Here is a 25,907-nt window from a genome sequence, read left to right as displayed (position 1 = left end):
TTCGCCCCAGTCCCGGCGGATAGCGACGAGGCGCCCCATCCTGCCCCCGCCGCCGCGCCGCCCGCCCTCGACGACGACCCGTCGAGCGTCGAAACCATCGTGCACGTGCTGCGCCACGGCGAGGTACACAACCCGAACGGCATCCTCTACGGCCGCCTGCCCGGCTTCAGCCTCTCGGTGGCCGGGCGCTCGCAGGCCGGTGCGGTCGCGCGCTCGCTGGCCGATCACGACATCTCGATGGTGATCGCCTCCCCGCTGCAGCGCGCCCAGGAGACCGCGGCGCCGATCGCGGCCGCCCACGACCTGATCGTGCGCACCGACGAGAACCTGATCGAAGCGGGCAACACCTTCGAGGGCCTGCGCGTGTCCGTCGGCGACGGTGCCCTGCGCAAGCCGCGGCACTGGTGGAAGCTGCGCGATCCGTTCACCCCGTCCTGGGGCGAGCCGTACCTGCAGATCGCCCATCGCATGCTCGCCGCGGTGAACAAGGCCCGCGTCGAAGCCGCCGGTCACGAAGTGGTGCTGGTCTCGCATCAGCTGCCCGTCTGGACGCTGCGCCGATTCCTGCAGGGCCAGCGGTTGTGGCACGACCCGCGCAACCGGCAGTGCTCGCTCGCGTCGCTGACCTCGCTGGTCTATCACGGCGACACGCTCGTCGACATCGTCTATTCCGAGCCGGCGGGCGCGTCGGATCCGTCGGTACACGGCGCATGACACGCTTCACCTCTTCGGGAACCGCCCGTGGCCGTCGGCCGCGGGCGCTGACCGCCGTGCTGTCCGCCCTGCTGGTGATCGCCGCCGCGGCGGGCTGTTCGACGGGTACCGATGCGGTTGCCACCGGTGGTGGGACCTTCGAATTCGTCTCACCCGGTGGTAGAACGGATATCTACTACGATCCGCCCGCCACCCGCGGAACGATCGGTACGCTCTCGGGGCCCGATCTGATGAACGAGGGAAAGACCGTTTCGGTCGACGATTTCCCGAACCAGATCGTGGTCGTGAACCTGTGGGGACAGTGGTGCGGCCCGTGCCGCGCCGAGTCGCCCGCTCTCGAAAAAGTCTTCGCGGCGACCAGAGATCAAGGCGTCGCGTTCCTGGGAATCAATGTCCGTGACCATCAGCGCGACAAAGCCCAGGACTTCGTAGTGGACAACAAGATCGAATACCCGTCCATCTACGACCCGTCGATGCGGACCTTGCTCGCTCTCGGCGGAAACTTTCCCACCAGTGTTATTCCGACCACGTTGATCCTGGATCGTCAGCACCGGGTCGCCGCGGTCTTCCTTCGCTCGCTACTTGCAGAAGATCTGCAGCCCGTGGTCGAGCGCATCGCCGCCGAGGAGAAGCAGTGAGCAGCCGTCGTCGTCCAGGAAATCTGACCGCGTGTCGTCCCCGTCAGGGCGCGCGCCGAATGGGTGCGGGCTGGACGGTCGATGACCGTTGGGCCGGCATCGCGACCGTCCCGCGTAGTGTCGCCGGTGCCGGTCTGTTCGATTTCGGCCCCGCGGAACCGGCCGAGACCGAGCGCACTCTGTCGTTGCCGCGCGACGAAGAGCGTGACATCGACGCGAGCAACGACGAGTGATTCCGCTCGCCGCAGTCGGGGATTCCTTCCAGCAGACGGCGGCATCGGGTCCGCTGTTGCTGGCGCTGGGAGCCTGCCTGCTCGCGGGCCTGGTGTCGTTCGCTTCACCGTGTGTCGTGCCGCTCGTCCCCGGCTATCTGTCGTATCTGGCCGGGCTGGTCGGTGCCGAGGCACCGCCTGCCACCAGTACCCAGGCCACGCTCACCGCGCAGCGCCGTAGTGCGAAGATGCGCGTCGCCGGTGCCGCCGTGCTGTTCGTCGCCGGGTTCACGGTGGTGTTCGTGCTGGCCACGGCCACTGTTTTCGGCGTGATCCAGACCCTCAATGTGAATCGGGAACTGCTGCAGCGCATCGGCGGCGTGGTGACGATCCTGATGGGTCTGGTGTTCATCGGCCTGGTCCCCGCCCTGCAGCGCGACACGCGGATGGAGCCGCGCAGGCTCACCAGCATCCTCGGCGCACCCCTGCTCGGCGGGGTGTTCGCGCTCGGCTGGACGCCGTGTCTGGGGCCGACGCTGTCGGGTGTGATGGCGGTTTCCGCGGGTACCGAGGGCACCACCGCCGTGCGCGGGGTGACGTTGATCGTCGCGTACTGCCTCGGTCTCGGGCTGCCGTTCATCGTGCTGGCCTTCGGATCGGCCGGTGCGTTGCGTGGGGTCGGCTGGCTGCGGCGTAATTCGCGCACTATTCAGGTAATCGGGGGTGTTCTGCTCGTCGCCGTCGGCGTCGCGCTGGTCACGGGGGCATGGGATCAGTTCGTCAGCTGGGTGCGTGACGGGTTCGTCTCCGAGGTGACTCTTCCGATCTGATGACTGACACACTGACCACTCCGACCACCCCCACCCCGCCCGTCCGGCAGTCGCTGCTGGGCCGGGCCTGGGCCCTGGTCCGAAATTCCTGGCGCGGCCTGACGAGCATGCGCACCGCGCTGGTGCTGCTGTTCCTGCTCGCTCTCGCCGCCATCCCCGGCGCGCTGCTGCCGCAGCGCAGCTTGAACGCGCAGAAGGTCGACCAGTACATCGCCGACCGTCCGACGCTCGGCCCGTGGATGGACCGATTCGAACTGTTCGACGTGTTCGGCAGTTTCTGGTTCACCGCCATTTACGTGCTGCTGTTCATCTCGCTGGTCGGCTGCATCCTGCCGCGCTGCTGGGACCACTACCGGGCGTTGCGCACCCCACCGGTGGCAGCGCCGCGCAACCTCGGCCGGTTGCCACACCACTTCAGCGAAACCGACGACCGCACGCCCGACGAGGTGATCGAGGCCGCTGAGACGTCGTTGCGTGGGTGGCGGACCCAGATTCGCCCCGGTCAGCGCGATGGTGAGGTGACGCTGTCCGCCGAGAAGGGCTACCTGCGCGAGTTCGGCAACCTGGTGTTCCACCTGTCGCTGGTGGGGCTGCTGGTCGCGATCGCGCTGGGCAAGCTGCTCGGGTACGAGGGCAATGTCATCGTAATCGCCAACAACGGTCCGGGCTTCTGCACGACCTCGCCCGCGGTGTACGACTCGTTCCGCGCGGGCAACGTCAACGACGGCACCGGCATGACACCGCTGTGCATCAAGGTGAAGGATTTCAAGGCCGACTACCTGCCCACCGGCCAAGCCGAGATGTTCCACTCGAACATCGAATACCAGGCGGGTGCGGACCTCAGCACCGACACGTGGCGTAGCACCGAGCTCCAGGTGAACCATCCGTTGCGCGTCGCCGGTGACCGTGTCTACCTGCAGGGGCACGGCTTCGCGCCGACGTTCACCGTCACCTTCCCCAACGGGCAGACCCGCACCGAGACGATCCAGTGGCGGCCCGACGACGCGCAGACCTTCCTGTCCAGCGGTGTGTTGCGGATCGACCCGCCCGGTGGCATGTACGCGACCGACGAGGAACGTCGACAGAACCAGATCGCGATCGAGGGCCTGTTCGCGCCGACCGCGCTGTTCCACGGCAGCCTGCTCACCTCGTCGTTCCCCCGGATGGACGACCCGGCCGTCGCGGTCGACATCTACCGCGGCAACACCGGCCTCGACACCGGCCGCTCGCAGTCGCTGTTCTCGCTGGACCCGGAGATGATCAAGCAGGGCCGGTTGACCAAGGAAGCGCGGGTCAACCTGCGTCCCGGCGAGTCGACCACACTGCCCGGCGGTACGAAGGTCACCTTCGACGGCGCAGAGGAGTTCGTGAACCTGCAGGTCTCGCACGACCCCGCCCAGCAGTGGGTGCTGGTGAGCGCGCTGACGATGATGGCGGGCCTGCTGGTGTCGCTGTTGCTGAAACGGCGGCGGATCTGGATCCGGACGTACCCGGTCGAAGACCCAACAGGTACCGTGGGTCAACGACGCACCGTAGTAGAAATGGGCGGTCTGGCCAGGAGCGATCAAGCAGGCTGGGGCGCCGAGTTCGATCGACTGCGGACACGGCTGCTGGGAGCGGAGAAGTGATCCGCGCACTCGACATGGAGACGGAATCCTGATGCAGATCGACGAAACGCTGGCCCGCTATAGCGACTTCGCCTTCATGTCGGCCATTGCCATCTACACCCTGGCAACGGTGCTGCTGATCGTGCAGTACGCCTCGGCGCGGGCGAAGGCGGTCGTCGGCCGTGAACAGGGAACCACGATCGACCCGTCATTGCCGGGCCGAATCGAGACCCCCGCCGGAAAATCGCGTGCGGAGCGCTTCGGCGACATGGCGTTCTCGGTGCTCTCGGTAGGCGCGGTCCTGCACATCACCTCGATCGTGCTGCGCGGTTTCGCCACCCATCGCTTCCCGCTGGGCAACATGTACGAGTTCACCACCATGGCCACCGCGGCCGCCGTGGTGATCGGTCTGATCTTCCTGCGCGATCAGCGCTACCGCGCCATGTGGGCGTTCCTGCTGGTCCCCGTGCTGATCCTGATGTTCCTGGCAGGCACGATCCTCTACGCCGACGCCGCCCCCGTGGTCCCCGCCCTGCGTTCGTTCTGGCTGCCGATCCACGTCACCATCGTCAGCATCGGCAGCGGCGTCTTCCTGGTCTCCGGCGTAGCCAGCCTGCTCTACCTGTTCCGCATGCGCCAGCCCGCGGGCGAAGAGTCGTCGAACATCTTCGGCACCGTTGCCCGCCGCCTCCCCGACGCCCGCACCCTCGACCAACTCGCCTACAAAACCACTATCATCGGCTTCCCCCTCTTCGGCGCAGGCGTCATCCTCGGCGCCATCTGGGCCGAAGCCGCCTGGGGCCGCTTCTGGGGCTGGGACCCCAAAGAAACCTGCTCCTTCATCGCCTGGGTCCTCTACGCGGCCTACCTCCACGCCCGAGCCACCTCCGGCTGGCGAGACACCAAGGCAGCCTGGATCAACATCGCCGGCTTCGTCGCCATGTTGTTCAACTTGTTCATCATCAACATGGTGATCAGCGGTCTGCACAGCTACGCCGGCCTGACCTGACCACACTCGACTCTGATTCGGTACCCGAGTCACGAGCTGAGCGTGCTACGGCGTTCTGTAGGAAAGTTTCGGCGTGCCAACAATGCAAGGGACAGCAGTCCGGTGGGTGGACGATGACAGCACCGCCGGAGGCGTAGTCGAGGTCGAGTTCGTCGATGCGGACGGCGCCGTGCACTCTGTGATCGACAAGCTGCCGGCCTTCTTGGGGCAGGACGTCGATGACTTCCAACCCGACTCACCCTTCCCGATGCCGTGCCCGATCGAAGTGATCGTGGCCGAGCACCTCAGCGGTGGCCGCACTGTCGTCGGCCTCCATTGGTCGGTATCGACCAACGATCAGGTTCGATTCATCGTGCCCACCGAGAACATCGCGTTGTGATCAGGTTGGGTGCGTGGACCGGGGATTTTCACGACGTGCCGTGGACCGAGATCGCGCGTCGATGCCGGGCGATGTCGGACAGACATCCCGAATTTCGCTATCTGACCGACATCGTGGACAGCGTCATGGAGTCCGGCTTTGATCAGCATCTGGCGGTGCAGACGACGATGCACGACCTGGTTGTGACCGTCAGGCCGATATCGCCGGGACGGATCGAGGAGGTCGTCGTCCGTGCGCCGGGATCGCTGGTTCCAGCGGCCGACGGGACGTTGGTGATCGAGTGCTTCTCCGATACCCGTCCGGCGTGATTGCGGCCGTGGCGATTTCGTTTGGCTGTGGAGTGTCGGGTACGGCGATCGCAGCGGCTGCGCCGGCCGTATCCCTGGAGCCGGTCGCTGTGGATATGGGCTCCGCCACGCCGTTCACGGCGTCCGCGGACCCGCAATCGGGCTCAGCCGCGCTCCCCGGTGCTCTGCTGCAATGCCTGATGAACGGGTCCAGTCTGTCCATGGGTATGCCGTTGTGCGTCTGACCTGAGGTCAGGTGTGTTCGCGCGGTCGAACGAGTGAGGCCCGGATTCTCGAATGAGCGTCCGGGCCTTTGTTGTTGCCGAGCGGGCCCGGTTGCCGAAATCCGACGATCCCGAATCGGTGGTCAGCAGTAGTAGCAGATCTTGTTGGCCGGGAGTTCTACGTGGCAGTTGAGGCAGACCGGTTTGCGGACCGGTTCTGGCTTGGGGATGGCTGCTACGGTGCGGCGGGCGGCGGCGGGGCGTTTGACGGCCGCTTCGGCTGCTTCGGCGGTGGCCAGGTCCGCGGAGGTGGACTGGCGGATGGCGGCGACCTTCGGGGGGAGGGTGGGGAGGCCGCCGTCGGCGGGGAGGTCGGTGGCGTAGTGCTGGTAGCACTGCCAGCGGGCCGCGGCGGCGTGCATCTCGAGGTCGTCGGGGATGGGCAGGCCCGCGAGCTCGAGGATGTAGCGGTAGCCGGTGCCGACCGTCTGGTTTTTGCGCACGCACAGCGCGCTCAGCGGGGGCTCGTTGTTCTTGTGACAGTTCTCGGCGACCTTGTCCAGCACGACGGGCAGCCAGTGCTGCCACTTCACCGCGGTCCGGATCCCGGACTCTTCCTGGACCAGCTCGGCCAGCTCGGTGTTGACGATGAAGTTGTTGAACCTGGTAGCGGTATCGGCCAGCACTTCGTGTGCCGCGCGAGTCCACTCCGACCGTGCCTCGGTGAACGTCACGGCGCTGCCGTCGGCCGCGCGCCACGTGGTCGGGACAGAACCCTGCTGCACATCAATCACCGGAATACGTTATCTACCCAGCTCTTTCGACGCGCAACGGGGGTATGTGCGTCAGCTCACGGCGACACACATCGCGAGGTCACTCGGTGGGGCCGGAGTCGTCGCGTGGTTGTTTGCCGAGGCGCCAGAGGAATTCCGGGTCGTCGTCAGGGCCGAGGACCGGTCTGCGCGGGGGCGGGCCGGAATTCGGGCGGGGCATTTCGGGGCCGAACGCCTTCCAGCACAACACCGCGATGGCCACGATCGCGATGAGTGCCAACAGGTACGTCACGTCGCTCACCTCCTGCTATCGAGGGTAGCCGTGTCCGCGCCGTGTGCACATCCGCAACGGGAGGGAAATTTTTGGCGAACGCGAGCCCGCGGTGGGCTCGCGTCGGCCGGTGAGTCAGCGGGGCGCTGCCTCGGTGGTCAGTGATCTGAGCAACTGCAGGACCTCGGACTCGCGGAAACGGCGATGTCCGCCCGGTGTGCGCAGGGAGCCGAGTCTGCCGGCATGAGCCCACCTGGTGACGGTCTTGGGATCTACGTGGAACATGGCGGCCACTTGGCCTGGTGTCAGCAGAGTGTCCTGAAGGCCGACGGTGATCGCAGTCATAGCTAACCTCTCCGTTCTCGACAGTTCCCTCATCAGTGGCGTCATCGTCGCACTGCGACCCCCACCTAGTCGAACCACCTACTGTTGGTAAAGGGGAAGTAATAGACAAAAGCCGCGAACGGGGCCGCATCGGCGGCGATCCGGGCGGGGCTAGTCTGTAGTCGTGAGTGAAGCAACAGGTCAGCAGGGTTCCGGCGCCGGAAAGCGACTGGTACGCAATCTCGCGCTCTACACGCTGGCCCGTCTCGGGCTGGTCGTCGTGATCGCCGCGCTGATCGTAGGCGTCGCCAAGTTGATCGGTGTCGAGGTGCCGGTCATCGTCGCGGCGCTGTTCGCGTTGATCGTCGCGATGCCGCTCTCGCTGACGTTGTTCAAGAAGTTGCGAGTGAAGGTGAACGAGGACATCGCCGTCGTCGACGCGCGCCGCCGCCAGGACAAGGCGCAGCTGCGGGCCCGCTTGCGGGGTGACGACGACAGCACGTCGGCATGAAATACCTCGACCGCAGCGCCCCGCGTGACTGGGTCGACAATGCCGTCCGGCTGATCGACGCCGACACCCAGCGCTCCGCCGACACCCACCTGCTGCGGTATCCGCTGCCCGCCGACTGGCCGGTGCAGCTCTACCTCAAGGACGAGTCCACCCACATCACCGGCAGCCTCAAGCACCGGCTGGCGCGGTCGCTGTTCCTGTACGCGATCTGCAACGGCTGGGTGACCGAGGGCACGACCGTGGTCGAGGCGTCGTCGGGTTCGACGGCGGTGAGCGAGGCCTATTTCGCCAAGCTGCTCGGCTTGGATTTCGTCGCGGTGATGCCGGCGAGCACGTCGCCGCAGAAGGTCGCGCTGATCGAAGCGCAGGGCGGCCGTTGCCATTTCGTCGATCGACCGCCGGACATGTACACCGAGGCCAAGCGCCTCGCCGCCGAATCCGGCGGGCATTTCATGGATCAGTTCACCCACGCCGAGCGGGCCACCGACTGGCGCGGCAACAACAACATCGCCGAATCGATCTTCGAACAGCTGTCGCTGGAGAACCATCCGGTACCGGAGTGGATCGTGGTGGGCGCGGGCACCGGCGGCACCAGCGCGACGATCGGGCGCTACATCCGTTATCGCAGGCATGCGACGCGCTTGGCCGTGGTCGACCCGGAACACTCGGCGTTCTACGGCGGCTACGAGACCGGTGACGCGGGCTACGAAACCGGAATGCCTTCGCGCATCGAGGGAATCGGCCGTCCGCGGGTGGAACCGTCGTTCGTCGGCCAGGTGGTCGATCGCATGATCGTGGTGCCCGACGCGGCCTCCATCGCGACCGCCCGCCACGCGAGCACCGCGCTCGGCCGTCGCGTCGGCGGCTCGACCGGCACGAACCTCTGGGGTGCCTTCCATCTTGTCGCCGAGCTGGTCGCGGCTGGCCGTAGCGGCAGTGTGGTCACGCTGCTGTGCGACGGTGGCGACCGGTACGCGGGCACGTACTTCGACGACGACTGGGTGGCCGCCCAGAACATGGATCTGACCGGCCCGACCGAGATCCTCAGCGAATTCGCCACCACCGGCCGCTGGAACGGCTGACAACTTCTTCCGCACCTCCTTCCTCGTCTGTTCGCGCTCAGCGATGTCAATTTTTGTTGACAAACGTGGCGGTCGTCAATCAAAATTGACGTCATGACCGATGCAACAACCCTCGCCTCAGCGGCAGGCAACCCCGACCCCGCGGTCGGGCTGCGTGCCGTTCTCGCGCTGCGCCGACTTGCCGACCGGCTCGAAACCATCCAGGTTGCCAATGCAAGAGCCAACGGCTGGTCGTGGCAGGCCATCGCCGAGGCGCTCGAGGTGAGCAAGCAAGCGGTCCATCAGAAACACAACCGAAAAGGTGGGACCCGCTGATGTTCGAGAAATTCAGTAAGAACGCCCGGATGGCGGTCGTCGCAACGCAAGAGGACGCCAAGCAGCTGGGGGCGGCGAGGATCGGCCCGGAGCACCTGCTGCTCGGCGTGCTGGCCAACGCGGAGCCGGACTTGGCGGCGGTACTCGCCACCCGCGACATCACGGCCGACAGCGTTCGTGCCGCCGTGGCTCAGCGGGCGACGGCGGACCCGCTGGGTGGCGACGACGCCGAGGCGCTGCGCTCGATCGGCATCGACCTCGACGCCGTCCAGGCCAGTGTCGCCGAGAATTTCGGTGCCGGCGCCTGGGATCGCGCCGAACCGGAACCCAAGCGCGGCCTGCTCGGTCGGCTACTCGGCGCCAACTGGGACCACATTCCGTTCTCCACCGAGGCGAAGAAGTCGCTCGAGCTCGCGCTACGCGAGGCGATCCACTGCAAGGACCGCGAGATCTCGTCGGCGCATCTGCTGCTCGGCATCCTGCGTGCCGCCGAGTCGACTACCGCCGATCTCGTCGGCGGGCGCGAGGCGGTATCGGGTCTGCGCACCGACGTCTACGGAATGCTCGACCGCGCCGCGTGAACTCGACTGCGCCAGACCCACCGCAATGCCCGTTTCCAGGCCTAGCATTACGTGTATGCAACTAGCAATACGGTTGGTCATCAACGCCATAGCCATCTGGGCTGCGGTCGCGTGGATCGACAAGATCGATGTCATCGTGCCGCCGGAATGGCAATCGGAGTGGGGCAACTGGGGCAAAGCCCTGGTCCTGCTCATCGTCGCCGTCGTGTTCACGGCCGTCAACGCCGTGATCAAGCCGATCGTGAACCTTCTGTCGCTGCCGTTCGTGATCCTCACGCTCGGACTGTTCCTGCTGGTGGTGAACGCCGCGATGCTGTGGCTCACCGCCAAGATCACCGAGATCACCGACTACGGCCTTCGCGTCGACGGCTTCTGGGCCGCGTTGTGGGGCGGCTTGATCATCACACTGGTCAACTGGGTGCTCGGCATCCTGGTACCGGACGGCGACTAGCTCTTGCCGACGGGCACACGGTGCTGGGACTCGGTGAACGGCGACAACTAGCCGAGTCCGACGGCCAGCGCGCTCAGTACTGACCAGGCCAGCAACGCCAGCCCGGAATCGCGAAGGGCGGGAATCAGTTCCAGCCCGCCCTTGCCGGTACGCACGGGCGCGTTGGCCCGGATCGCCAGCGGCAACGCGAGCAATCCGGCCAACGCCCATGGCGTGCTCGCCATCATCGCGAGGCTGATCACGAACGGCGCCGCGAGCAGCACCACGTGCAGGGTGCGGGTGCGCGCGTCGCCGAGTTTCACCGCGAGCGTGACCTTGCCGGACTCGGTGTCGGTGGGGATGTCACGCAGGTTGTTGGCCACCAGCACCGCGCTGGAGAACGCGCCGACACCGATCGCGAGCAGCAGGCCGACCCAGTCGACCCGCAGTGCCTGCACGTACTGGGTACCGAGCACCGCGATCAACCCGAAGAACACGAACACCGCGATCTCGCCGAAACCGCTGTAGCCGTAGGGCTTGCTGCCGCCGGTATAGAACCAGGCACCCGCCAGGCACACCGCCCCGATCAGCACCAGCCACCACGCGGTGGTCACGGCCAGCACCAGGCCCGCGACCGCGCCGATCGCCAGGCTGAGCACCGCGGCGGTGCGAACCGCCTTGGGGGAGGCCAGCTTCGAGCCGACCAGCCGCAACGGGCCGACCCGCTCGTCGTCGGTGCCGCGAATACCGTCGGAATAGTCGTTGGCGTAATTCACCCCGACGATCAGTGCCAGCGAAACCAGGAGCGCGAGTGCCGCTTTCCACCACACGGCCCCGTCGAGCGACGCGGCGGCGCCGGTACCCGCGAGTACCGGCGCGATCGCGTTGGGCAGCGTCCGCGGCCGGGCGCCCTCGATCCATTCCGCTGCTGTAGCCATGGATCGAAGCCTAATCCGACACCGGCGCCCCGCGCTCCTGGAGTCCCTCGCGGCGCCGCGGGCCGCGCCGTCAGTCCTGGGCGGATTCCGCGATCGTCTTGAGCCGGGCCAGGCCTTTGTCGAAATCCTTGCCGATGAGGTTGTCGATCGGGAACACCTTGCCCAGCACGCCCATCAGGCCGGAGTGAGTGCCGGTCATCTTCCAGATGACCTCGGTACCACCGGCGACCGGGTCGAGCGTGAAGGTGACGAAATTGGTGGCTTTGAACGGCTTCTCGAAGGTGAGCTCGACCCCGATCTCGCGTTCGGCGGCGGCTTTGATCTCCATCACACCCGCACCGGCTTTGCGGTTGCCACGCCAGGCGTAGCGGGCCCCGACGCCGGACTCCGGGCCGGTGTAGGTGCGGACGAGCTGGGGGTCGGCGTCTTCCCACGGCGACCACAGCCGCCACTGGTGGAAGTTATCGATCAGTGCGTGGATCCGTGCCGGCTCGGCGGCGATGGCGGTGCGCCGCGACACCTCGAAGTTGCCCATGTGCGTGAGCCTAAAGCGAGGTGGGGACAAATTCGCGGGACACATCGACCGTGGTGTCACCGGGTGCGCGAACCGGGAACCCGTCGTAGTGCTCGCCTACGATGACATCCGGCATGTCTGCACAGCACCGCGGCCACGAAGGGTCGCCATCCGAGGCTCTCTCCCGCGTTGTCGTGGGGGTGCTCGGCGTGATCGCGATCCGCCGCGACGACGCCATGATCGCGCTACCCGGTGCCCGCGCCCGGTTGCTGCTCACTGCTCTCGCGGTGCATCCCGGCCGGGCTCGCAGCGCAGCATCGCTGATCGACGAGGTCTGGGGTGACCAGCCACCTCGCGCACCGATGAACGCCCTGCACACTCAGGTCTCGCGACTGCGGGCACTGCTGCCGGAGGGGGCGCTGGAGATCGGGCCCGCCGGCTACCGCCTCACCTTGCCCGCCGACAGTGTCGACCTCACGGCGGTCGCCGCGCTCGCCCGCCGAGCCGACGAACACCTGGCAGCGGGAAACACCGCTGAAAGCCTCGCCACGATCGCTTCGGCCCGCACCCTGTGGCGTGGCGAACCGGGTGCCGACCTCCCCGATTCCGTTCCCGCCGACGACCTGTGCACGGCCGCCGACGACCTTCGCCGCCATCTCGATCAGACCGAACTCACCGCCCACACCACTCAGCGCGACTTCACCGCTGCGATCCCGCTGGCCCGCGCCGCCGCCACGGCTGACCCCCTGGACGAATCCGCCCACACGACCCTGATCCGCCTGCTCGCCACCGCGGGCCGAACCAACGAGGCGCTGGAAGTCTTCGCCACGTACCGCCGGCGCCTGATCGAAGAACTCGGCGCCGAGCCGGGCCCCACCCTTCTCGCCCTCAACACCGCGGTGCTGCGTGGCGAACCGATCGAGTTCCCCGGAACCCGCGCGCCACAGCACAAACCTGAGGCCGACCCGAGCGTCTCGACGCCGGCGAATGGCGCTGGATCCCGGCCCACCGACGGGCACCACCCGGCCGGCGCCTTGCCTCATCCCGGTGGAGCCACGGCAGATCCGGTCGACTCATCAGCGAGTTCGACCAGCGACGGTGGGTCTCAGCGGACCGGCGCGCCAGCCGCCGTGGGCGACCGGGAACGGCCGAACGCTTTGCCTGTCGAAGCGGCGAACGGCGGCACGGCCGACCGGTCGACGCCACACCCACGAACCGCAGTGGGCCTGCGTGCCGCACCCAATGAATTGCTCGGTCGCGCAGCAGATCTCGACGCGATCACCGACCTGGTTCTGCGCTCGCGAGTGACTACGGTCCTCGGTCCCGGCGGTACGGGCAAGACCAGGGTCGCCAACGCGGTGGGTGAACGGCTGGCCAGCTCGGCGCCGGTGGTGCTCGTCGAATTGGCCTCTGTGCAGGCCGAATCGGAGGCGGGGGCACAATCGCGCACTGGTATCGAGGTCGCGATCGGGCAGGTGATGGGCGTCGGCGAGGTGCGCGAACCGGGCGCCCTCCGAGCAGGCAGGCAGATCGACGCGAGCACCCGCCTGCGTGAAGCGCTCGCGGCGCGGCCGATGGTGCTGATTCTGGACAATTGCGAGCACGTGATCGATGCCGCGGCCGAGGTGGTCGCCGATCTCGTCGGCAGTTGCGCTCAGCTGACCGTGCTCACCACCAGCCGCGCACCGCTGGCGATCACCGCCGAATCCGTCTATCCCCTCGCGCCTTTGGCGATCGACGCGGCCGGTTCGCCCGCGACAGAGCTTTTCTCGGCTCGCGCACGGGCCGTGCGCCCCGATGTGCGTCTCGACCCCGATACCGTGGCCAGGCTGTGTCGCACCCTCGACGGTCTCCCGCTGGCGATCGAGCTCGCCGCGGCTCGGGTACGCACGATGGGCGTCGCCGAGATCGAGACCAGACTCGAACATCGTTTCGCCCTGTTGCGCACCGGTGATCGATCCGCGCCACACCGGCATCGCACCCTGCACGCGGTGATCGCCTGGAGCTGGAACCTCCTCGATCCCGATCAGCAGGTGACGCTGCGCAGGCTGAGCCGTTTCCCGGCCGGTTTCACCCTGTCCGCGGCCGAGATCGTCGCCGCGGGCCCCGATGTGGCCGCCGCGGTCGACGGGCTGGTCGGCCAGTCCCTGCTCACCGTCCTCGATGACCCCGACGGCGCGGGCATCCGCTATCGCATGCTCGAAACGGTCCGCGAGTTCGGCGCCGAACAGATCGCCGCCGTCGACGCGGTGACCGACGGCGCCGAATCCGCGCTCGTGCTCGACCGGATGTTCTGCTGGGCGCGTGAATTCGCGCTGGAGTCGTTTCGCGGCTACCGCGGCGGCGACCAGGTGGCGTCGGTGCTCGCGGTCAGTGCCGACCTGGACAACCTGGTCGCCGTGCTGCGTACCGCCGTCGAGCAGGCCGACGCGCACACCGCGTACTCGGTGTTTCCGGTGGTCGCGATGGTGTGGGTGATGCGTGGCGCGCACCTGGAATTCACCGGGTGGGCAATGCGAATGGTCGCCCTCGCGCCGCCGCCTGCCTCGGCCGAGGCAGCCGACCTGCAGATGATCGCGCATCTGCTGACCTGTCTGCACATGCTGTTCCTCAAGGACGGTGGTGTCCGCGCGACAGCGATCGTGCGCACACGTGCGCGACGGCTGCTGACGCACCCCGATCTCGATCCGGGCCTGTCCTTCCTCGCTGCGGTGATCACCGTGGCGCCCAAGCCGTTCCGGTTGGGCAGGCTGTTCGCGCGGGGCGCGCGTTCACACCATCCGCAAGTGCGGATCGCCGCGCTGGTGGCACGCGCCAACTTCTGGGAGAACGGCGGCAACGTCGCGGGCTCGACGCGTGACTCCTTCCGCACACTCGACGACATGGATCCGGCGGAGGTGTGGGGGATGGCGACGGTATGCCAGCACCTGGCCCAGCTGTCCGGCCAGTCCGCGCGCTATGACGACGCGGTGACGTACTACCGCCGCGCGCTGGAGCTGATGGGCAAGCTCCGCGTGCACGACGAGATCATGGAGAGCCGTTGCTACCTGGCCGCCGCTCTGGTCGGCGGCGGCCGGCTCGAGCAGGCGCGTGCCGAACTCGACTTCGTGGTGCGGCCCGACGTTTCCGGTGTCAGCCCGGTCGACGACCCGACGGTTCGCCGTAACCACCGGCTGGCCAACGCTGCCACCGCCCTCGCCGAACTCGAACTCGCCGAGGGCGATATCGACGCCGGGCTCCGTCATTACCGCCGCGCGCTGGAACTACTCGGCTGGCCCGATTTCGAACCGACGCCCGGTCCCGGTTCGTTGATGGTGGCGGCGGCCACCGTCAGCGCCCACGTGCTGCACGGCCGCGCGTCCGTTGCCGCCGACATGGTGGCCCAGATGACCGAGACCGCCGATCAGCGGCTCGCGCAGTACATAGATCTGCCGCAGATCGGGGCGGTCGCGTGCGCGCTCGGTTCCTACCTGCTCACCACCGAGGACCAGCGCGCCGACGGCCTCGAACTACTCACCCTCGCCAGAACATCGGTGGCCAGGCAGGACGGTCCATCGATGGAACTGGCCGCCCACCTCGCCCTGCATCGGAGCGTGGTGGGCGATGCCGCGATGGATGCCGCGCTGCGGCGCGCGGCGGGTACGCGTCGTCTCGACGCCGCGATGCGCATCATCGAGATCATCGCCGGACTGCGCTGACACGACAACGGCACCCGACCCGGTGGATCGGATGCCGTTGCGGGATTTCAGGCGCGGCGCATGTAGGCCCGCACCGCCAGTGGCGCGAATATCGCGATCACCACGAGCGAACCGACCAGCGACCAGACGAGGTCGGCGCCGTAACTGTTGCTGTTCATCAGTTCTCGGCAGGTGTTGACCATGTAGTACACCGGGTTGACGTGGTTGAGCCCCTGCATCCAGCCGGGCATGGTGCTCACCGGAGCGAACGCGCCGGACATGAACGTCAGCGGGAACATCACCATCATCGAGATACCCTGCACCGACGCGGCGCTCTTGCCGGTGACGCCGACCAGCGCCCAGATCCAGCTCACCGCGAACGAGCACACCACGACCACCAGGCAGGCCGCGACCACGCCGACCAGCCCGCCGCCGGGCCGGTAGCCCAGCGCCAGCCCGACCAGCACGGTCAGCGTCGAGGCGATGCCGTAGCGGACCATATCCGCCAGCAGCGCGCCCGCCAGCGCCGAAACCCGCGCGATGGGTAGGGATTTGAAGCGGTCGAAGACGCCCTTGTCCATGTCCTCACGCAACTGCGTGCCGGTGACGACGGAGGTCAGCACCACGGTTTGCACGAGGATGCCCGGGATCAGCACCGGCAGATAACCGGACACGCTGCCCGAGATCGCGCCGCCGAAGATGTAGGTGAACAGTGCGGTGAACAGAATCGGCTGCACCGTCACGTCGAAGAGTTGTTCGGGGTTGTGTTTGATCTTGAGCAAGCCGCGATAGGCCATCGTGAACGAGGTGGAGATCGTGTCGCGCAGGCTGATTCGGTCGCTGGCCTGGGGCAGATCGCCGGTTGTCGCGGGAGCGGTGAGTACAGCGGTCATGCCGCGCTCCGTTCGGTGTCGTCGGATTCGTCGGCCGGGTGGCCGGTGATGGTGAGAAAGACTTCGTCCAGCGTCGGCTTGCTGACGGTGATCTCCTCGACCCCGACCTCCCAGTCGCGCAACCGGATCAGCAGGTCGGCGGTGAGATTCGGGTCGGGCAGCGGCGCCGTGAGCCTGCCCGCTTCGGGGCTGATCTGCGCGCTCACGCCGAGGAAGTCGCCGACGATGCGGCGGGCCTCGTCGAGTTGTTCGGGGTCGACCAGGGTCAGGTGCACCGAGGATCCGCCGATGGACGCTTTGAGCTGGTCGGCGGTGCCGTCGGCGATCACCTTGCCGCGGTCGATCACCGCGATCCGGTCGGCCAGCTGGTCGGCCTCGTCGAGGTACTGGGTGGTGAGCAGCACCGTCGCGCCCTCGCGGACCAGCCTGCGGATGGTGTCCCACATCTGGGCGCGGGTGCGCGGATCGAGGCCGGTGGTGGGCTCGTCGAGGAACAGCAGCGGCGGAGTGGAGATGAGGCTGGCGGCGAGGTCGAGGCGCCTGCGCATGCCGCCGGAGAAGTTCTTCAGCGGTTTGTTCGCGGCCTCGGTGAGGTCGAACTCCTCGAGCAGTTCGACGGCCTTGCGACGGGCATCGGGCCTGCTCAGGCCGAGCAGCCTGCCGAAGATGATCAGGTTCTCGGTGGCGCTGAGCATCTCGTCGACCGAGGCGTACTGGCCGGTGACACCGATGAGTGAGCGCACCGCGTTCGGTTCGGCCACCACGTCGCGGCCGAAGATCCGGGCGCTACCGCCGTCGGGGCGGAGCAGGGTCGCCAGCATCTTGATGGTCGTGGTCTTGCCGGCGCCGTTCGGTCCGAGTACGCCGTACACGGCACCGCGCGGCACCGCCAGGCTCACCCCGTCGACCGCGCGCTGCTTGCCGAACACCTTGACCAGCCCGTCCGCCTCGACGGCGAGGGATGAAGTGGGTGTGTAAGTCATGAGCACCACCGTGCCCACTCCGACTTGCACGCCCCTTGCACGGCGCTGTCGGCGACCTCTTGCGTGGCTATTCGGCCAGAAGGAGTTTGCGCAAGGCCGTGCGGTCGGGTTTGCCGGGGCCGCGGAGTGGGATCTCGGACAGGACGGCCAGTTCACGCGGTGCGGCGATCGAGTCGAGCTCGGCCACCACATGCGCACGCAACTCGTCCAGCGTCGGCGCCGCACCGGGTGCGGGCACGATCGCGACCGCGACCCGCTGACCCAGCCGCTCATCGGGCAGACCGAGCACGATGCACTCGCGGATACCGGGATGATTGGCCAGCACAGCCTCCACCACCTGCGGAATCACCAGCAATCCGCCGGTCATGATCGCCTCGTCGAGCCGCCCCGAAATCGAGAGCACACCGTCTTCGAACGAACCCGCGTCCTCGGTCCGGAACCAGCCGGGCTCGGCGAAGGCCGGATGATCGGGCAGATTGCGGTAACCGCGCGCGATCATCGCCCCGCCGAGGATGACGCGACCGTCCTCGATCCGCACCTCGGTGCCGTCGAGCGGCACGCCGTCGTAGACGCACCCACCGCAGGTCTCACTCATCCCGTACGTGCGCACCACGGTGATACCCGCGTCCTGCGCCCGCTCCAGGACCGGCACGGGCGTGGCGGCACCGCCGACGAGCACACCGTCGAGTTCGGCCAGCGCCTTGGACGCCACCGGTGAATCCAGCGACTTGATCAGCTGTGTCGGCACCAGCGCGGTATAGCGGCGCGGCCCGCGCATCGCCCCAACGGCACCGGCCAGCGCCTCGGGCAGGAACCCACCCGACACATCGAGCACGGTCGGCTCGGTCCCGGCCAGGATGCTGCGCAGCAACACCTGGATCCCCGCGATGTGATGGGTCGGCAGGGCGAGCAGCCAGCTGCCGGGCCCGCCGAGCCGATCGTGGGTGGCATTGCCGCTGGCCCGCAGCGCTTCGGCGCCGAGCAACGCCCCCTTCGGGATACCGGTCGTGCCCGAGGTCGTCACGACCAGCGCGACATCGTCATCGATCGGATCGCCCGGCTTGAGCGCATCGGAGAGTCTGCGCGCCTCCCGGCGATCGGTGGTCGGGATCGGCAGCCACGCCGGACCACTGCCATCGAGGGCTTGCCGCAGGTGGGGCATCACTTCGCTGACCCCGGAACCGGTAGGCATCTGCAGCGTCCGCAGGGTCTTACTCACCCCACACCTCCGGAAACAGCTTGCCGCGCGCCCTCACGGCTTCGATCGTGTCATGCGAGCGACAAGACCCGGCCAACGGGTCGGTTTGCCGGGAAACGGGTCGGGAAAGCCAGACATAGCGACTGCGATTCAGTAGATGGACACCACACGCGCTGCGGTCCGGACGACGTCGGTCGGGCGCTTGCTCGCAGCTATCGTGCTCGGCCGAGCCGTCATCGGCAACTCGGCTCGACCGCCTTCGCTGCCCTCTCACTCCGCCGACCAGCGCGGATCCCGCCGGATCGGATGTTCGGCAGGAACCTGTACCAGCACGATCGCGACCCCGTCCGGGTCGCGCACCCACATCTCCCACAGACCCCACGGTTCGAGCACCGGTGGGCGTTCGATCGCAATCCCCTTCAGCGCCAACTCCGCCGCGGCATCCTCGACATCGCGCACCTGCAACCAGATCGCGCCGTCGAAGCTGCCGGACTGCCCGCTGCCACCGTGCGCCGCGACCTCGAGCAGCGACTGACCGGCGTAGAACACCGTGCCGCCCGGGTACTCCCGCGCGATCGCCAAGCCGAGGCCGTCGCGGTAGAACGCCAGCGTGCGCCCATAATCGCTGGGACGCACGATGATCCGGCTGTTGAGAATCTCCATGGGGTGTCCGTTCTCAGAAGTACCAGGGGTAAGGCGTCCAATCGGGCTTGCGCTTCTCCAGGAACGAGTCTCGGCCCTCGACCGCCTCGTCGGTCATGTACGCCAGGCGGGTCGCCTCGCCCGCGAACAGCTGCTGACCGACCAGACCATCGTCGAGCAGGTTGAACGCGTACTTCAGCATGCGCTGCGCCTGCGGCGATTTGCCGTTGATATCGGCGGTCCACTCGAGCGCGACGTTCTCCAGCTCGTCATGGTCGACGACCTTGTTCACCGCACCCATCTGATGCATCTCCTCGGCCGTGTAGGGCCTGCCGAGGAAGAAGATCTCGCGAGCGAATTTCTGGCCGACCATCTTCGCCAGATACGCGCTGCCGTAACCACCGTCGAACGAGCCGACGTCGGCATCGGTCTGCTTGAACTTCGCGTGCTCGCGCGAGGCGAGCGTCAGATCGCAGACCACGTGCAGGCTGTGCCCGCCACCGGCCGCCCAACCGTTGACCAGCGCGATCACCACCTTGGGCATGAAGCGGATCAGCCGCTGTACTTCCAGGATGTGCAGCCGGCCCGCGCGTGCCGCGTCGACCGTGTCGGCGGTCTCGCCATCGGCGTACTGGTAGCCGTTACGCCCGCGGATGCGCTGGTCGCCACCGGAGCAGAACGCCCAGCCACCGTCTTTCTCACTCGGGCCGTTGCCGGTGAGCAGCACCGCGCCAACGTCGGGAGTCATCCGCGCGTGATCGAGCGCGCGGTAGAGCTCGTCGACGGTGTGCGGGCGGAACGCGTTGCGCACCTCCGGCCGGTCGAACGCCACCCGCACCGTGCCCTGCTCGAGGTGCCGGTGATAGGTGATATCGGTCAGGTCCTCGAACCCGGGGACGGTCTGCCACAGCTTCGGATCGAAAGTCACGAACACGATTATTGCCCTATGGTCCGACAGCGCGGTACATGGTCGTAACACCGCAGCTCGAGCGGTCGCCGCATACTCTGAGCACCCGATGCGTATAGTTGCGCCTGCTCGTACATCGAACCGATCCGGAGGAACCTGAAAGTGGTTGCAGCACTGTCTGAATCCCTGCTCGACGACGCCAAGCGTCCGGCTTTCCTTGCTGACGCCGTCGAGGTGCTCGACGCCGAGGTCTCGGACAAAGGTGGTGCGTCCGGCCTGGCCGTGAAGGGTGGCTACGCGGCTGTCAAGAAGATCAGCCCGACCATCGTTCCCGACGGCCTCGCGTCGCTGGCGCCGAAACTGCTCGATCAGCTCCAGCCGTACTGGGCCGAATTCACCACCACCGGCACCGGCACCTTCGCCGATCTGCTGGCGGCGAAGTCCGACGAGGTCGCCGAATCGCTGCTGGCCGTCACCGACGCTCGCGCCGAGTCGTCCACCCGGCCCGCGCTGAAGAAGGTGTACTCGTCGATGCGTGGTTCGGCCAAGAAGCACGTCATCGAGGCACTGCCGCGCGTGGGCGATCTGGTGCAGAAGCACGCGGGCTGAGCAGTATGGCGAGGTAGCCCTCGCCGCGATCGTTGCAGAGAGGCCGGTGCAGTTCGGGTCAACCGAACCGCACCGGCCTTTCGCGTCCGCGGGTGACGACGCTCACGTCAACTGGGTATGTGGTGGCGGCGGACACACCGATTCCCGGTCGGCGGTAAATTCCGGGATGGCCTGTGTGACAAATATTACCGCCCCGGTGAACGCCAGGATAATTGCGGGTTTCCACGAATTCGACAAATGCGCGCCGGGCGCATTCGCGATTGACAAGTACCCTGCCTTATCGGTTACGTTGCCAATCAAGCGATTCGGAACGTGAATTGCTTCGAATGACTGCATTGCACAGGTCGAAAGGAAGTTTGCTCACATGATCTCTCGCAAGACCCTCGCCGCCACCGGTGCTGCCGCTGCCGCCGCCGTCATGTTCTTCGGTCCCGCCGTCGCGAGCGCCGACACCGGTTCCGCCGACGCCTCCTCGGGCTCGGCCGACGTCCTGACCGGCTCGTCCGCCGGTTCGGGCGTGCTCGAGTCGGGCAGCGCCGCGGTCGACAGCGCGACCTCGGCCGTGCTCAACATCATCGAATCCATCACGGGCATCACCGATCTCACCGCGCCCGCGGAGTGAGCTGAATATTCGTTCGACCAGCCATTTACCGGGTTGGCAGAAATTTCGGCGGCGGGCCAATGGCTCGCCGCCGGATTTCTTTCTCCAGTTGTTCTCTTTGCGATTCGATGAATATCGGCGATGTAGTTATATCGACTATTGCCGTTCGCTGCGTTCGGCCGTGCGCGCAATGGTTGTTGGAGTGTGCTGCCCCACTCGGTGACGCAGGCAACGCGGGCCGGGGGCAGACGGGCGCGCGCCGGTCTGACAGGCTGTGATTGTGAATCCGTCTACTGCGCAGGCACGAGTGGTCGTCGACGAGCTCGTCCGCGGCGGCGTCCGCGAGGTGGTGCTGTGCCCCGGATCGCGCAACGCGCCACTGGCCTTCGCGCTGCAGGCGGCCGACGCGGCAGGGGAACTCCGGCTGCACATGCGTGTCGACGAGCGCACCGCGGGGTTCCTCGCGATCGGCCTCGCGGTGTCGTCGGGGCGACCGGTTCCGGTCGTGATGACCTCCGGCACCGCGGTGGCGAACCTGGGTCCGGCGGTGCTGGAGGCCAATTACGCGCGGGTGCCGCTGATCGTCGTCAGCGCGAACCGGCCTTACGAGATGCTCGGTACCGGCGCCAACCAGACGGTGGAACAACTCGGACTGTTCGGTTCGCAGGTGCGTGCCACGATCAGCCTCGGGCTGGCCGAAGCCGAGGCGGGGGAGGCGGCCTATCCGCGGCAGAACAGTGTGTGGCGTTCGTCGGTATGCCGCGTGCTCGCCGCCGCGCGCGGAACCCGTTCCGGCAACGCCGGTCCCGTGCAATTCGACATTCCACTGCGTGAGCCGCTGGTCCCCGAGCTTTCCGACGATCCGCTGCCTGTCGGTCGCGAAGGTGAACGGCCATGGACGGCAACCCAATACGCCACTCTCGACGTTCCCCTCGACATCGATCTGACGCCCGATACCGTCGTCATCTCCGGCCACGGCGCGCGCCTGCTGCCCGAACTCGCCGCGCTGCCAACGGTGGCCGAGCCGACCGCGCCGATGCACGGACCCGCCCTGCACCCGCTGACGCTGTCGCTGCTGAAGCCGACCCAGGCGATCATCACCGGCCGTCCGACCCTGCACCGGCAGGTCTCGCGCGTGCTCGCCGATCCGGATGTCACCGTCTTCGCGCTCACCACCGGTCCGCGCTGGCCCGACGTCTCCGGCAATGTCGTCGGCACCGGCACTCGGGCGGTGACCACCGGCGCGCCTGATCCCGCGTGGCTGGCGCGGTGCTCGGAACTGAATCAGCAGGCCGAATCGGTGGTGCGCGCCGAGCTGGCCGTGCATCCCAAGGCGACCGGCCTGCATGTGGCGGCTGTGGTGATGGACGCGCTGCGCGAAGGCGATCAACTGCTGCTCGGCGCGTCGAATCCGGTGCGCGATGCCGCGCTGGTCTCGAATCCGCGGCCGGGTATCCGGGTGCTGTCCAACCGTGGTGTGGCCGGTATCGATGGCACGGTGTCCGGTGCGGTCGGTGCCGCCCTCGCGCATCCGGGCCGCACCGTGGCGCTGATGGGCGACCTGACCTTTCTGCACGATGCGGCCGGGCTGTTGATCGGGCGCGGCGAACCGCGTCCGGACAACCTCACGATCGTCGTCGCCAATGACGACGGCGGTGGCATCTTCGAGCTGCTCGAACAGGGCGATCCGCAGTACGCGGGCGTGTTCGAGCGGGTGTTCGGCACACCGCACGGCATGGATCTGGCCGCGCTGTGCGCTGCCTACCGCATCCCGCACCGCCAGGTCGACCCCGCCGAACTGGCCGTGGAACTGACCGGCGACGCGCACGGGCTGCGGGTGCTCGAGGTCGCGACCGAGCGTTCCAGCCTGCGTGAACTCCACGCGGGCCTGCGGGCGAAGATCGCCGGTTAGGCGTACCTCCGCCTTCGCTCGGGCCTGCTACCCCTCCTCGGCGACGGTGAATTCGTCGGCACCCTCGTCGAAGGGCACGGGGATGGTTTGTTCGATGACGTCGGCCGGATTCGCGGAGTCGGCATCGCGGGTGACTCGCGCGGCCATCTCGTCGGTGTAGTCGGCAGCGTCGATGTAGGCCGGATCGTCGGGGTCGTCGTCGCGGAAGGCGGACTGCTCCTGCTCGACGCGATCGGCCTCGGGGACCTCGTCCAATGGGCGAGTGGGTTCGTAGTCGATCATCGGTGCTCCTCGTTCGTCGGCCTGCTCGATCGTGTGAGCCTCGGACGTGATGTGCGCTGATCGGGTCCTGCGCTGTCCAGCGTGCGCCGATCCGGTGCGCGCGGCAACCCGCACCGATGACTTTCCGGCGATGGGGTCGTCTTCATGAGTGCAGCCGCGCAGTCACCGATGAGGAGCGCTCATGGAACCGCAGTTCGATTTCGACCCCGCCGCCCGGTCGCTTGCCGCGGTCGTCGACGGCATCTCCGACGATCAGCTCGCCGACCCGACGCCGTGTGCCGAGTCCACGGTGCGTGATCTGCTCGCCCATGTGGTCGGGCTGACCGAGGCTTTCCGGCAGGCCGCGACCAAGGAGTCGGTCGGTCACTCGACCCCGCCGCCCAGCGGTTCCGACAGCCCACTTCCCGACGACTGGCGCACCCGCATCGCCGCGCAGCTCGAGACGCTGACGTCGGTGTGGCGCGTGGCCGAGGCGTGGGACGGCGACACCGAGGCCGGTGGCGTCGAACTGCCTGCCGCTGTCATGGCGATCGTCGCGCTCGACGAGATCGTCATTCACGCGTGGGATCTCGCTGCCGCGACCGGTCAGCAGTTGACCGTGGTACCGGCGGACCTGGTGATCCTGCACGAATTCCTGCGCGAAACCGATCCGGCCGGCACGCCCGGCCTGTTCGGTCCGGTCGTCGAGGTCCCGGCCGACGCACCCGCGCTCGACCGCCTGCTCGCCCTCACCGGCCGCGACCCGGCCTGGCGTTCGGCCACCGTCGCGTAGCATCCCGCGCGGCAGTCTCGCCTCGCGTTCAGTCGCCGTGGCCGTCGGCGGCGATGACGAATGTCCCCGCGGCGGTGGCGATGGCGGCGGCTCTGGCCGATCGGTCGGCGATGTCGTCGTCGATGGGATCGCCGCTGGCCAGTAATCGGTAGTAGAGCGGCGCGGAGACGGCGGAGAGAACGGCGCGTGGGTCGGTGCCGACCGGTGCCTCGCCGCGGATGACGGCCTCCTCGACGCACGGCGCCCACTCGTTGAGCCGGGTGTCGTAGAACGTATGCAGCGCGGCGGCTGTGGCATCGTCGCAGGTGGCGGCGGCGATGACGGCGCGGAAGAGGTTGCTCTGGCGGCCGTCGGCAAGGGTCTTCGCGACCAGTCTGGCGTTGGCCGTCAGGTCGTCGAGTAGCGAGCCGGTATCGGCGCGGGGCAGCGACTGCTCGGCCATGTCGACGAGCAGATCGGCGACCAAGCCGGCGGGCGTGCGCCAACGGCGGTAGACGGTGGTCTTGCCGACCCCGGCGCCGGTGGCGACCTCGGTCAGGTCCAGATGCGCGAAGCCGCGGTCGGCCAGCAGATCGCCTGCCACTTCGAGTACGGATTCGCGCACCCTGGCAGTGCGCCCACCAGGGCGAACAGATCCAGGCCAGGCGATATCGTGATCCATAACGGAACTCCTGTTTCATTTAGCGCGGATCGGGTGTACTGTCGGTCGTGTTAACGAAACTATAGACCCTTTAGGAGCTCTCATGGAATACCGGCGGCTCGGCGCATCTGGTCTTCTCGTTCCGGCACTCGGCTTCGGCGCAGGCACTTTCGGCGGCCGCGGCGCGCTGTTCAGCGCGTGGGGCGATACCGATGCCGCGCAGGCCAGGCGCTTGATCGACATCAGCCTGGAGGCCGGTGTCACCCTGTTCGATACGGCCGATGTCTACTCCGACGGTGCGTCGGAGGAAGTGCTCGGCGCGGCGATCAAGGGCAGGCGCGACCAGGTACTGCTGTCGACCAAATCGGCCCTGCCCACCGGCCCCGGCGCGCAGGAAGCGGGATCGGGCCGCGCGAGGCTGATCCGCGCCGTCGACGCCTCACTGCGCCGCCTCGGCACCGACTACCTCGACCTGTTCCAGTTGCACGCCTTCGATGCGGGCACTCCCTTGGGCGAAACCCTCACGGCCCTGAATGATCTCGTGCGGGCTGGCAAGATCCGCTACCTCGGCGTCTCCAACTTCGCCGGCTGGGAGCTGATGAAAACGCTCGCCACCGCCGAGGCGCTCGGCCTGGAAAAGCCGGTGGCGCATCAGGTCTACTACTCGCTGGTCGGTCGCGACTACGAATGGGAACTGATGCCGCTCGGTGCCGACCAGGGTGTCGGGTCCATCATCTGGAGCCCGCTCGGCTGGGGCAGGCTCACCGGCAAAGTCCGTCGCGGACAGCCGCTTCCGGAAGGCAGCCGACTGCACGAGACCGCGCAGGCAGGCCCGCCCGTCGACGACGAACGCCTCTACGACATTGTCGATGTGCTGGATCGGATCGCTGCCGAAACAGGACGCAGCGTCCCGCAGATCTCCCTGAACTGGCTGCTCACCCGGCCCACGGTGGCCACCGTGTTGATCGGTGCGCGCAACGAGGAGCAGTTACGCCAGAATCTCGGTGCTGTCGGTTGGCAGCTCGAGCCCGAGCATCTGGCCGCCCTCGACGCCGCGAGCGTGACCACGCCGCCGTACCCCTACTACCCGTATCACCGGCTGGCCGACTTCGCCCGGCTCAACCCGCCGGCGATCCGCGCGGCCTGATCAGG

Annotated in this window: 31 protein-coding genes; 19 read left to right on the top strand and 12 right to left on the bottom strand. The window is 67.6% G+C overall.

Translation table 11 applies throughout. The annotated features are described in order from the left end of the window. The first annotated feature begins 96 nt into the window (after positions 1-96). From ACWZHB_RS25300 to ACWZHB_RS25265, 8 genes are all read left to right on the top strand, one after another. On the top strand, positions 97-714 hold the full coding sequence (locus ACWZHB_RS25300; RefSeq protein ID WP_427909290.1) for a histidine phosphatase family protein: 618 nt from the start codon (positions 97-99) through the stop codon (positions 712-714). Beyond that, complete coding sequence (locus tag ACWZHB_RS25295; protein WP_427904289.1) at positions 711-1,352, top strand: TlpA disulfide reductase family protein; 642 nt, start codon at positions 711-713, stop codon at positions 1,350-1,352. The genes ACWZHB_RS25300 and ACWZHB_RS25295 overlap by 4 nt, the downstream gene beginning before the upstream one ends. After that, the gene (locus ACWZHB_RS25290; RefSeq protein WP_427904288.1) at positions 1,349-1,585 is read left to right on the top strand and encodes a hypothetical protein; all 237 of its coding nucleotides are present in this window, start codon (positions 1,349-1,351) and stop codon (positions 1,583-1,585) included. The genes ACWZHB_RS25295 and ACWZHB_RS25290 overlap by 4 nt, the downstream gene beginning before the upstream one ends. Further along, on the top strand, positions 1,582-2,394 hold the full coding sequence (locus ACWZHB_RS25285; RefSeq protein WP_427904287.1) for a cytochrome c biogenesis CcdA family protein: 813 nt from the start codon (positions 1,582-1,584) through the stop codon (positions 2,392-2,394). The genes ACWZHB_RS25290 and ACWZHB_RS25285 overlap by 4 nt, the downstream gene beginning before the upstream one ends. After that, positions 2,394-4,022 carry a cytochrome c biogenesis protein ResB gene (gene resB, locus ACWZHB_RS25280; RefSeq protein WP_427904286.1) on the top strand — a complete coding sequence of 543 codons (1,629 nt, stop codon included), beginning with the start codon at positions 2,394-2,396 and terminating at the stop codon, positions 4,020-4,022. Before ACWZHB_RS25285 ends, resB begins: the two co-directional genes overlap by 1 nt. Positions 4,023-4,053: 31 nt before the next feature. Next, positions 4,054-5,010: a c-type cytochrome biogenesis protein CcsB gene (gene ccsB / locus ACWZHB_RS25275; RefSeq protein WP_427904285.1), complete on the top strand. Its 957-nt coding sequence runs from the start codon at positions 4,054-4,056 to the stop codon at positions 5,008-5,010. 106 nt (positions 5,011-5,116) lie between these two features. Further along, positions 5,117-5,389 carry a hypothetical protein gene (locus ACWZHB_RS25270; protein ID WP_427904284.1) on the top strand — a complete coding sequence of 91 codons (273 nt, stop codon included), beginning with the start codon at positions 5,117-5,119 and terminating at the stop codon, positions 5,387-5,389. Between the two features lie 35 nt (positions 5,390-5,424). Next, on the top strand, positions 5,425-5,697 hold the full coding sequence (locus ACWZHB_RS25265) for a hypothetical protein (RefSeq protein ID WP_427904283.1): 273 nt from the start codon (positions 5,425-5,427) through the stop codon (positions 5,695-5,697). Positions 5,698-6,043: 346 nt separating this feature from the next. Here ACWZHB_RS25265 and ACWZHB_RS25260 read toward each other — a convergent pair whose 3' ends face one another. The 3 genes from ACWZHB_RS25260 to ACWZHB_RS25250 form a co-directional block, all read right to left on the bottom strand. Next, the gene (locus ACWZHB_RS25260; RefSeq protein ID WP_427904282.1) at positions 6,044-6,694 is read right to left on the bottom strand and encodes a hypothetical protein; all 651 of its coding nucleotides are present in this window, start codon (positions 6,692-6,694) and stop codon (positions 6,044-6,046) included. Between the two features lie 79 nt (positions 6,695-6,773). Continuing rightward, positions 6,774-6,965: a hypothetical protein gene (locus ACWZHB_RS25255; RefSeq protein ID WP_266293729.1), complete on the bottom strand. Its 192-nt coding sequence runs from the start codon at positions 6,963-6,965 to the stop codon at positions 6,774-6,776. 114 nt (positions 6,966-7,079) lie between these two features. Then, positions 7,080-7,289 carry a BldC family transcriptional regulator gene (locus ACWZHB_RS25250; RefSeq protein WP_056814442.1) on the bottom strand — a complete coding sequence of 70 codons (210 nt, stop codon included), beginning with the start codon at positions 7,287-7,289 and terminating at the stop codon, positions 7,080-7,082. A gap of 163 nt (positions 7,290-7,452) precedes the next feature. On the opposite strand from ACWZHB_RS25250, the gene ACWZHB_RS25245 reads away from it, so the two are divergent. The 5 genes from ACWZHB_RS25245 to ACWZHB_RS25225 all read left to right on the top strand — a co-directional run bounded on the left by ACWZHB_RS25245 (position 7,453) and on the right by ACWZHB_RS25225 (position 10,208). Further along, on the top strand, positions 7,453-7,779 hold the full coding sequence (locus ACWZHB_RS25245) for a DUF4229 domain-containing protein (RefSeq protein ID WP_410870875.1): 327 nt from the start codon (positions 7,453-7,455) through the stop codon (positions 7,777-7,779). Then, positions 7,776-8,861, top strand: a complete 1,086-nt coding sequence (cds1, locus tag ACWZHB_RS25240; protein WP_427904281.1) for an L-cysteine desulfhydrase Cds1 — start codon at positions 7,776-7,778, stop codon at positions 8,859-8,861. Before ACWZHB_RS25245 ends, cds1 begins: the two co-directional genes overlap by 4 nt. Positions 8,862-8,954: 93 nt before the next feature. Continuing rightward, positions 8,955-9,176: a hypothetical protein gene (locus ACWZHB_RS25235; protein WP_019049431.1), complete on the top strand. Its 222-nt coding sequence runs from the start codon at positions 8,955-8,957 to the stop codon at positions 9,174-9,176. Continuing rightward, positions 9,176-9,757 (top strand): Clp protease N-terminal domain-containing protein, encoded by a 582-nt coding sequence (locus ACWZHB_RS25230; RefSeq protein ID WP_427904280.1) that lies wholly within the window; start codon positions 9,176-9,178, stop codon positions 9,755-9,757. Before ACWZHB_RS25235 ends, ACWZHB_RS25230 begins: the two co-directional genes overlap by 1 nt. Positions 9,758-9,812: 55 nt before the next feature. Next, a complete protein-coding gene (locus ACWZHB_RS25225) occupies positions 9,813-10,208 on the top strand; it encodes a phage holin family protein (protein WP_427904279.1) in 396 nt (131 codons plus the stop codon). A 47-nt stretch (positions 10,209-10,255) separates the two neighbouring features. On the opposite strand, the gene ACWZHB_RS25220 is transcribed toward ACWZHB_RS25225, so the two are convergent. Continuing rightward, positions 10,256-11,125 carry a 1,4-dihydroxy-2-naphthoate polyprenyltransferase gene (locus ACWZHB_RS25220; RefSeq protein WP_427904278.1) on the bottom strand — a complete coding sequence of 290 codons (870 nt, stop codon included), beginning with the start codon at positions 11,123-11,125 and terminating at the stop codon, positions 10,256-10,258. Between the two features lie 70 nt (positions 11,126-11,195). After that, a complete protein-coding gene (locus ACWZHB_RS25215; protein WP_427904277.1) occupies positions 11,196-11,660 on the bottom strand; it encodes an SRPBCC family protein in 465 nt (154 codons plus the stop codon). A 113-nt stretch (positions 11,661-11,773) separates the two neighbouring features. Here ACWZHB_RS25215 and ACWZHB_RS25210 point away from each other — a divergent pair, with 113 nt between their 5' ends. Further along, positions 11,774-15,337: an AfsR/SARP family transcriptional regulator gene (locus ACWZHB_RS25210; protein ID WP_427904276.1), complete on the top strand. Its 3,564-nt coding sequence runs from the start codon at positions 11,774-11,776 to the stop codon at positions 15,335-15,337. Between the two features lie 47 nt (positions 15,338-15,384). On the opposite strand, the gene ACWZHB_RS25205 is transcribed toward ACWZHB_RS25210, so the two are convergent. The 5 genes from ACWZHB_RS25205 to ACWZHB_RS25185 form a co-directional block, all read right to left on the bottom strand. Continuing rightward, the gene (locus ACWZHB_RS25205; protein WP_427904275.1) at positions 15,385-16,209 is read right to left on the bottom strand and encodes an ABC transporter permease; all 825 of its coding nucleotides are present in this window, start codon (positions 16,207-16,209) and stop codon (positions 15,385-15,387) included. Further along, positions 16,206-17,192 (bottom strand): ATP-binding cassette domain-containing protein, encoded by a 987-nt coding sequence (locus ACWZHB_RS25200; protein ID WP_427904274.1) that lies wholly within the window; start codon positions 17,190-17,192, stop codon positions 16,206-16,208. The genes ACWZHB_RS25205 and ACWZHB_RS25200 overlap by 4 nt, the downstream gene beginning before the upstream one ends. A gap of 67 nt (positions 17,193-17,259) precedes the next feature. Further along, a complete protein-coding gene (gene menE, locus ACWZHB_RS25195) occupies positions 17,260-18,384 on the bottom strand; it encodes an o-succinylbenzoate--CoA ligase (RefSeq protein ID WP_427909289.1) in 1,125 nt (374 codons plus the stop codon). 276 nt (positions 18,385-18,660) lie between these two features. Then, positions 18,661-19,053, bottom strand: coding sequence for a VOC family protein (locus ACWZHB_RS25190; RefSeq protein ID WP_427904273.1), 393 nt, complete (start codon positions 19,051-19,053; stop codon positions 18,661-18,663). Positions 19,054-19,066: 13 nt separating this feature from the next. Further along, the gene (locus tag ACWZHB_RS25185) at positions 19,067-19,960 is read right to left on the bottom strand and encodes a 1,4-dihydroxy-2-naphthoyl-CoA synthase (protein WP_427904272.1); all 894 of its coding nucleotides are present in this window, start codon (positions 19,958-19,960) and stop codon (positions 19,067-19,069) included. 141 nt (positions 19,961-20,101) lie between these two features. On the opposite strand from ACWZHB_RS25185, the gene ACWZHB_RS25180 reads away from it, so the two are divergent. The 3 genes from ACWZHB_RS25180 to menD all read left to right on the top strand — a co-directional run bounded on the left by ACWZHB_RS25180 (position 20,102) and on the right by menD (position 23,061). After that, positions 20,102-20,548: a DUF6918 family protein gene (locus ACWZHB_RS25180; protein WP_427904271.1), complete on the top strand. Its 447-nt coding sequence runs from the start codon at positions 20,102-20,104 to the stop codon at positions 20,546-20,548. Positions 20,549-20,912: 364 nt separating this feature from the next. Continuing rightward, positions 20,913-21,170 carry a hypothetical protein gene (locus tag ACWZHB_RS25175; protein WP_427904270.1) on the top strand — a complete coding sequence of 86 codons (258 nt, stop codon included), beginning with the start codon at positions 20,913-20,915 and terminating at the stop codon, positions 21,168-21,170. Between the two features lie 259 nt (positions 21,171-21,429). Next, the gene (menD, locus tag ACWZHB_RS25170) at positions 21,430-23,061 is read left to right on the top strand and encodes a 2-succinyl-5-enolpyruvyl-6-hydroxy-3-cyclohexene-1-carboxylic-acid synthase (protein WP_427904269.1); all 1,632 of its coding nucleotides are present in this window, start codon (positions 21,430-21,432) and stop codon (positions 23,059-23,061) included. A 27-nt stretch (positions 23,062-23,088) separates the two neighbouring features. Here the strand turns inward: menD and ACWZHB_RS25165 are convergent, their stop codons facing one another. After that, positions 23,089-23,343, bottom strand: a complete 255-nt coding sequence (locus ACWZHB_RS25165) for a hypothetical protein (protein ID WP_427904268.1) — start codon at positions 23,341-23,343, stop codon at positions 23,089-23,091. Between the two features lie 181 nt (positions 23,344-23,524). Here ACWZHB_RS25165 and ACWZHB_RS25160 point away from each other — a divergent pair, with 181 nt between their 5' ends. Further along, on the top strand, positions 23,525-24,115 hold the full coding sequence (locus ACWZHB_RS25160; protein ID WP_427904267.1) for a TIGR03086 family metal-binding protein: 591 nt from the start codon (positions 23,525-23,527) through the stop codon (positions 24,113-24,115). A 28-nt stretch (positions 24,116-24,143) separates the two neighbouring features. Here the strand turns inward: ACWZHB_RS25160 and ACWZHB_RS25155 are convergent, their stop codons facing one another. Beyond that, positions 24,144-24,776, bottom strand: a complete 633-nt coding sequence (locus ACWZHB_RS25155) for a TetR/AcrR family transcriptional regulator (protein WP_427904266.1) — start codon at positions 24,774-24,776, stop codon at positions 24,144-24,146. Between the two features lie 82 nt (positions 24,777-24,858). Between ACWZHB_RS25155 and ACWZHB_RS25150 the strand changes: the two genes are divergently transcribed. Next, positions 24,859-25,902, top strand: a complete 1,044-nt coding sequence (locus tag ACWZHB_RS25150; RefSeq protein ID WP_427904265.1) for an aldo/keto reductase — start codon at positions 24,859-24,861, stop codon at positions 25,900-25,902. The last annotated feature ends 5 nt before the right edge of the window (positions 25,903-25,907 follow it).

The sequence above is a fragment of the Nocardia sp. FBN12 genome, from assembly GCF_054031145.1.
The sequence above is the reverse complement of the archived record's forward strand: the minus strand, read 5'-3'. Positions and strand labels throughout refer to the sequence as shown.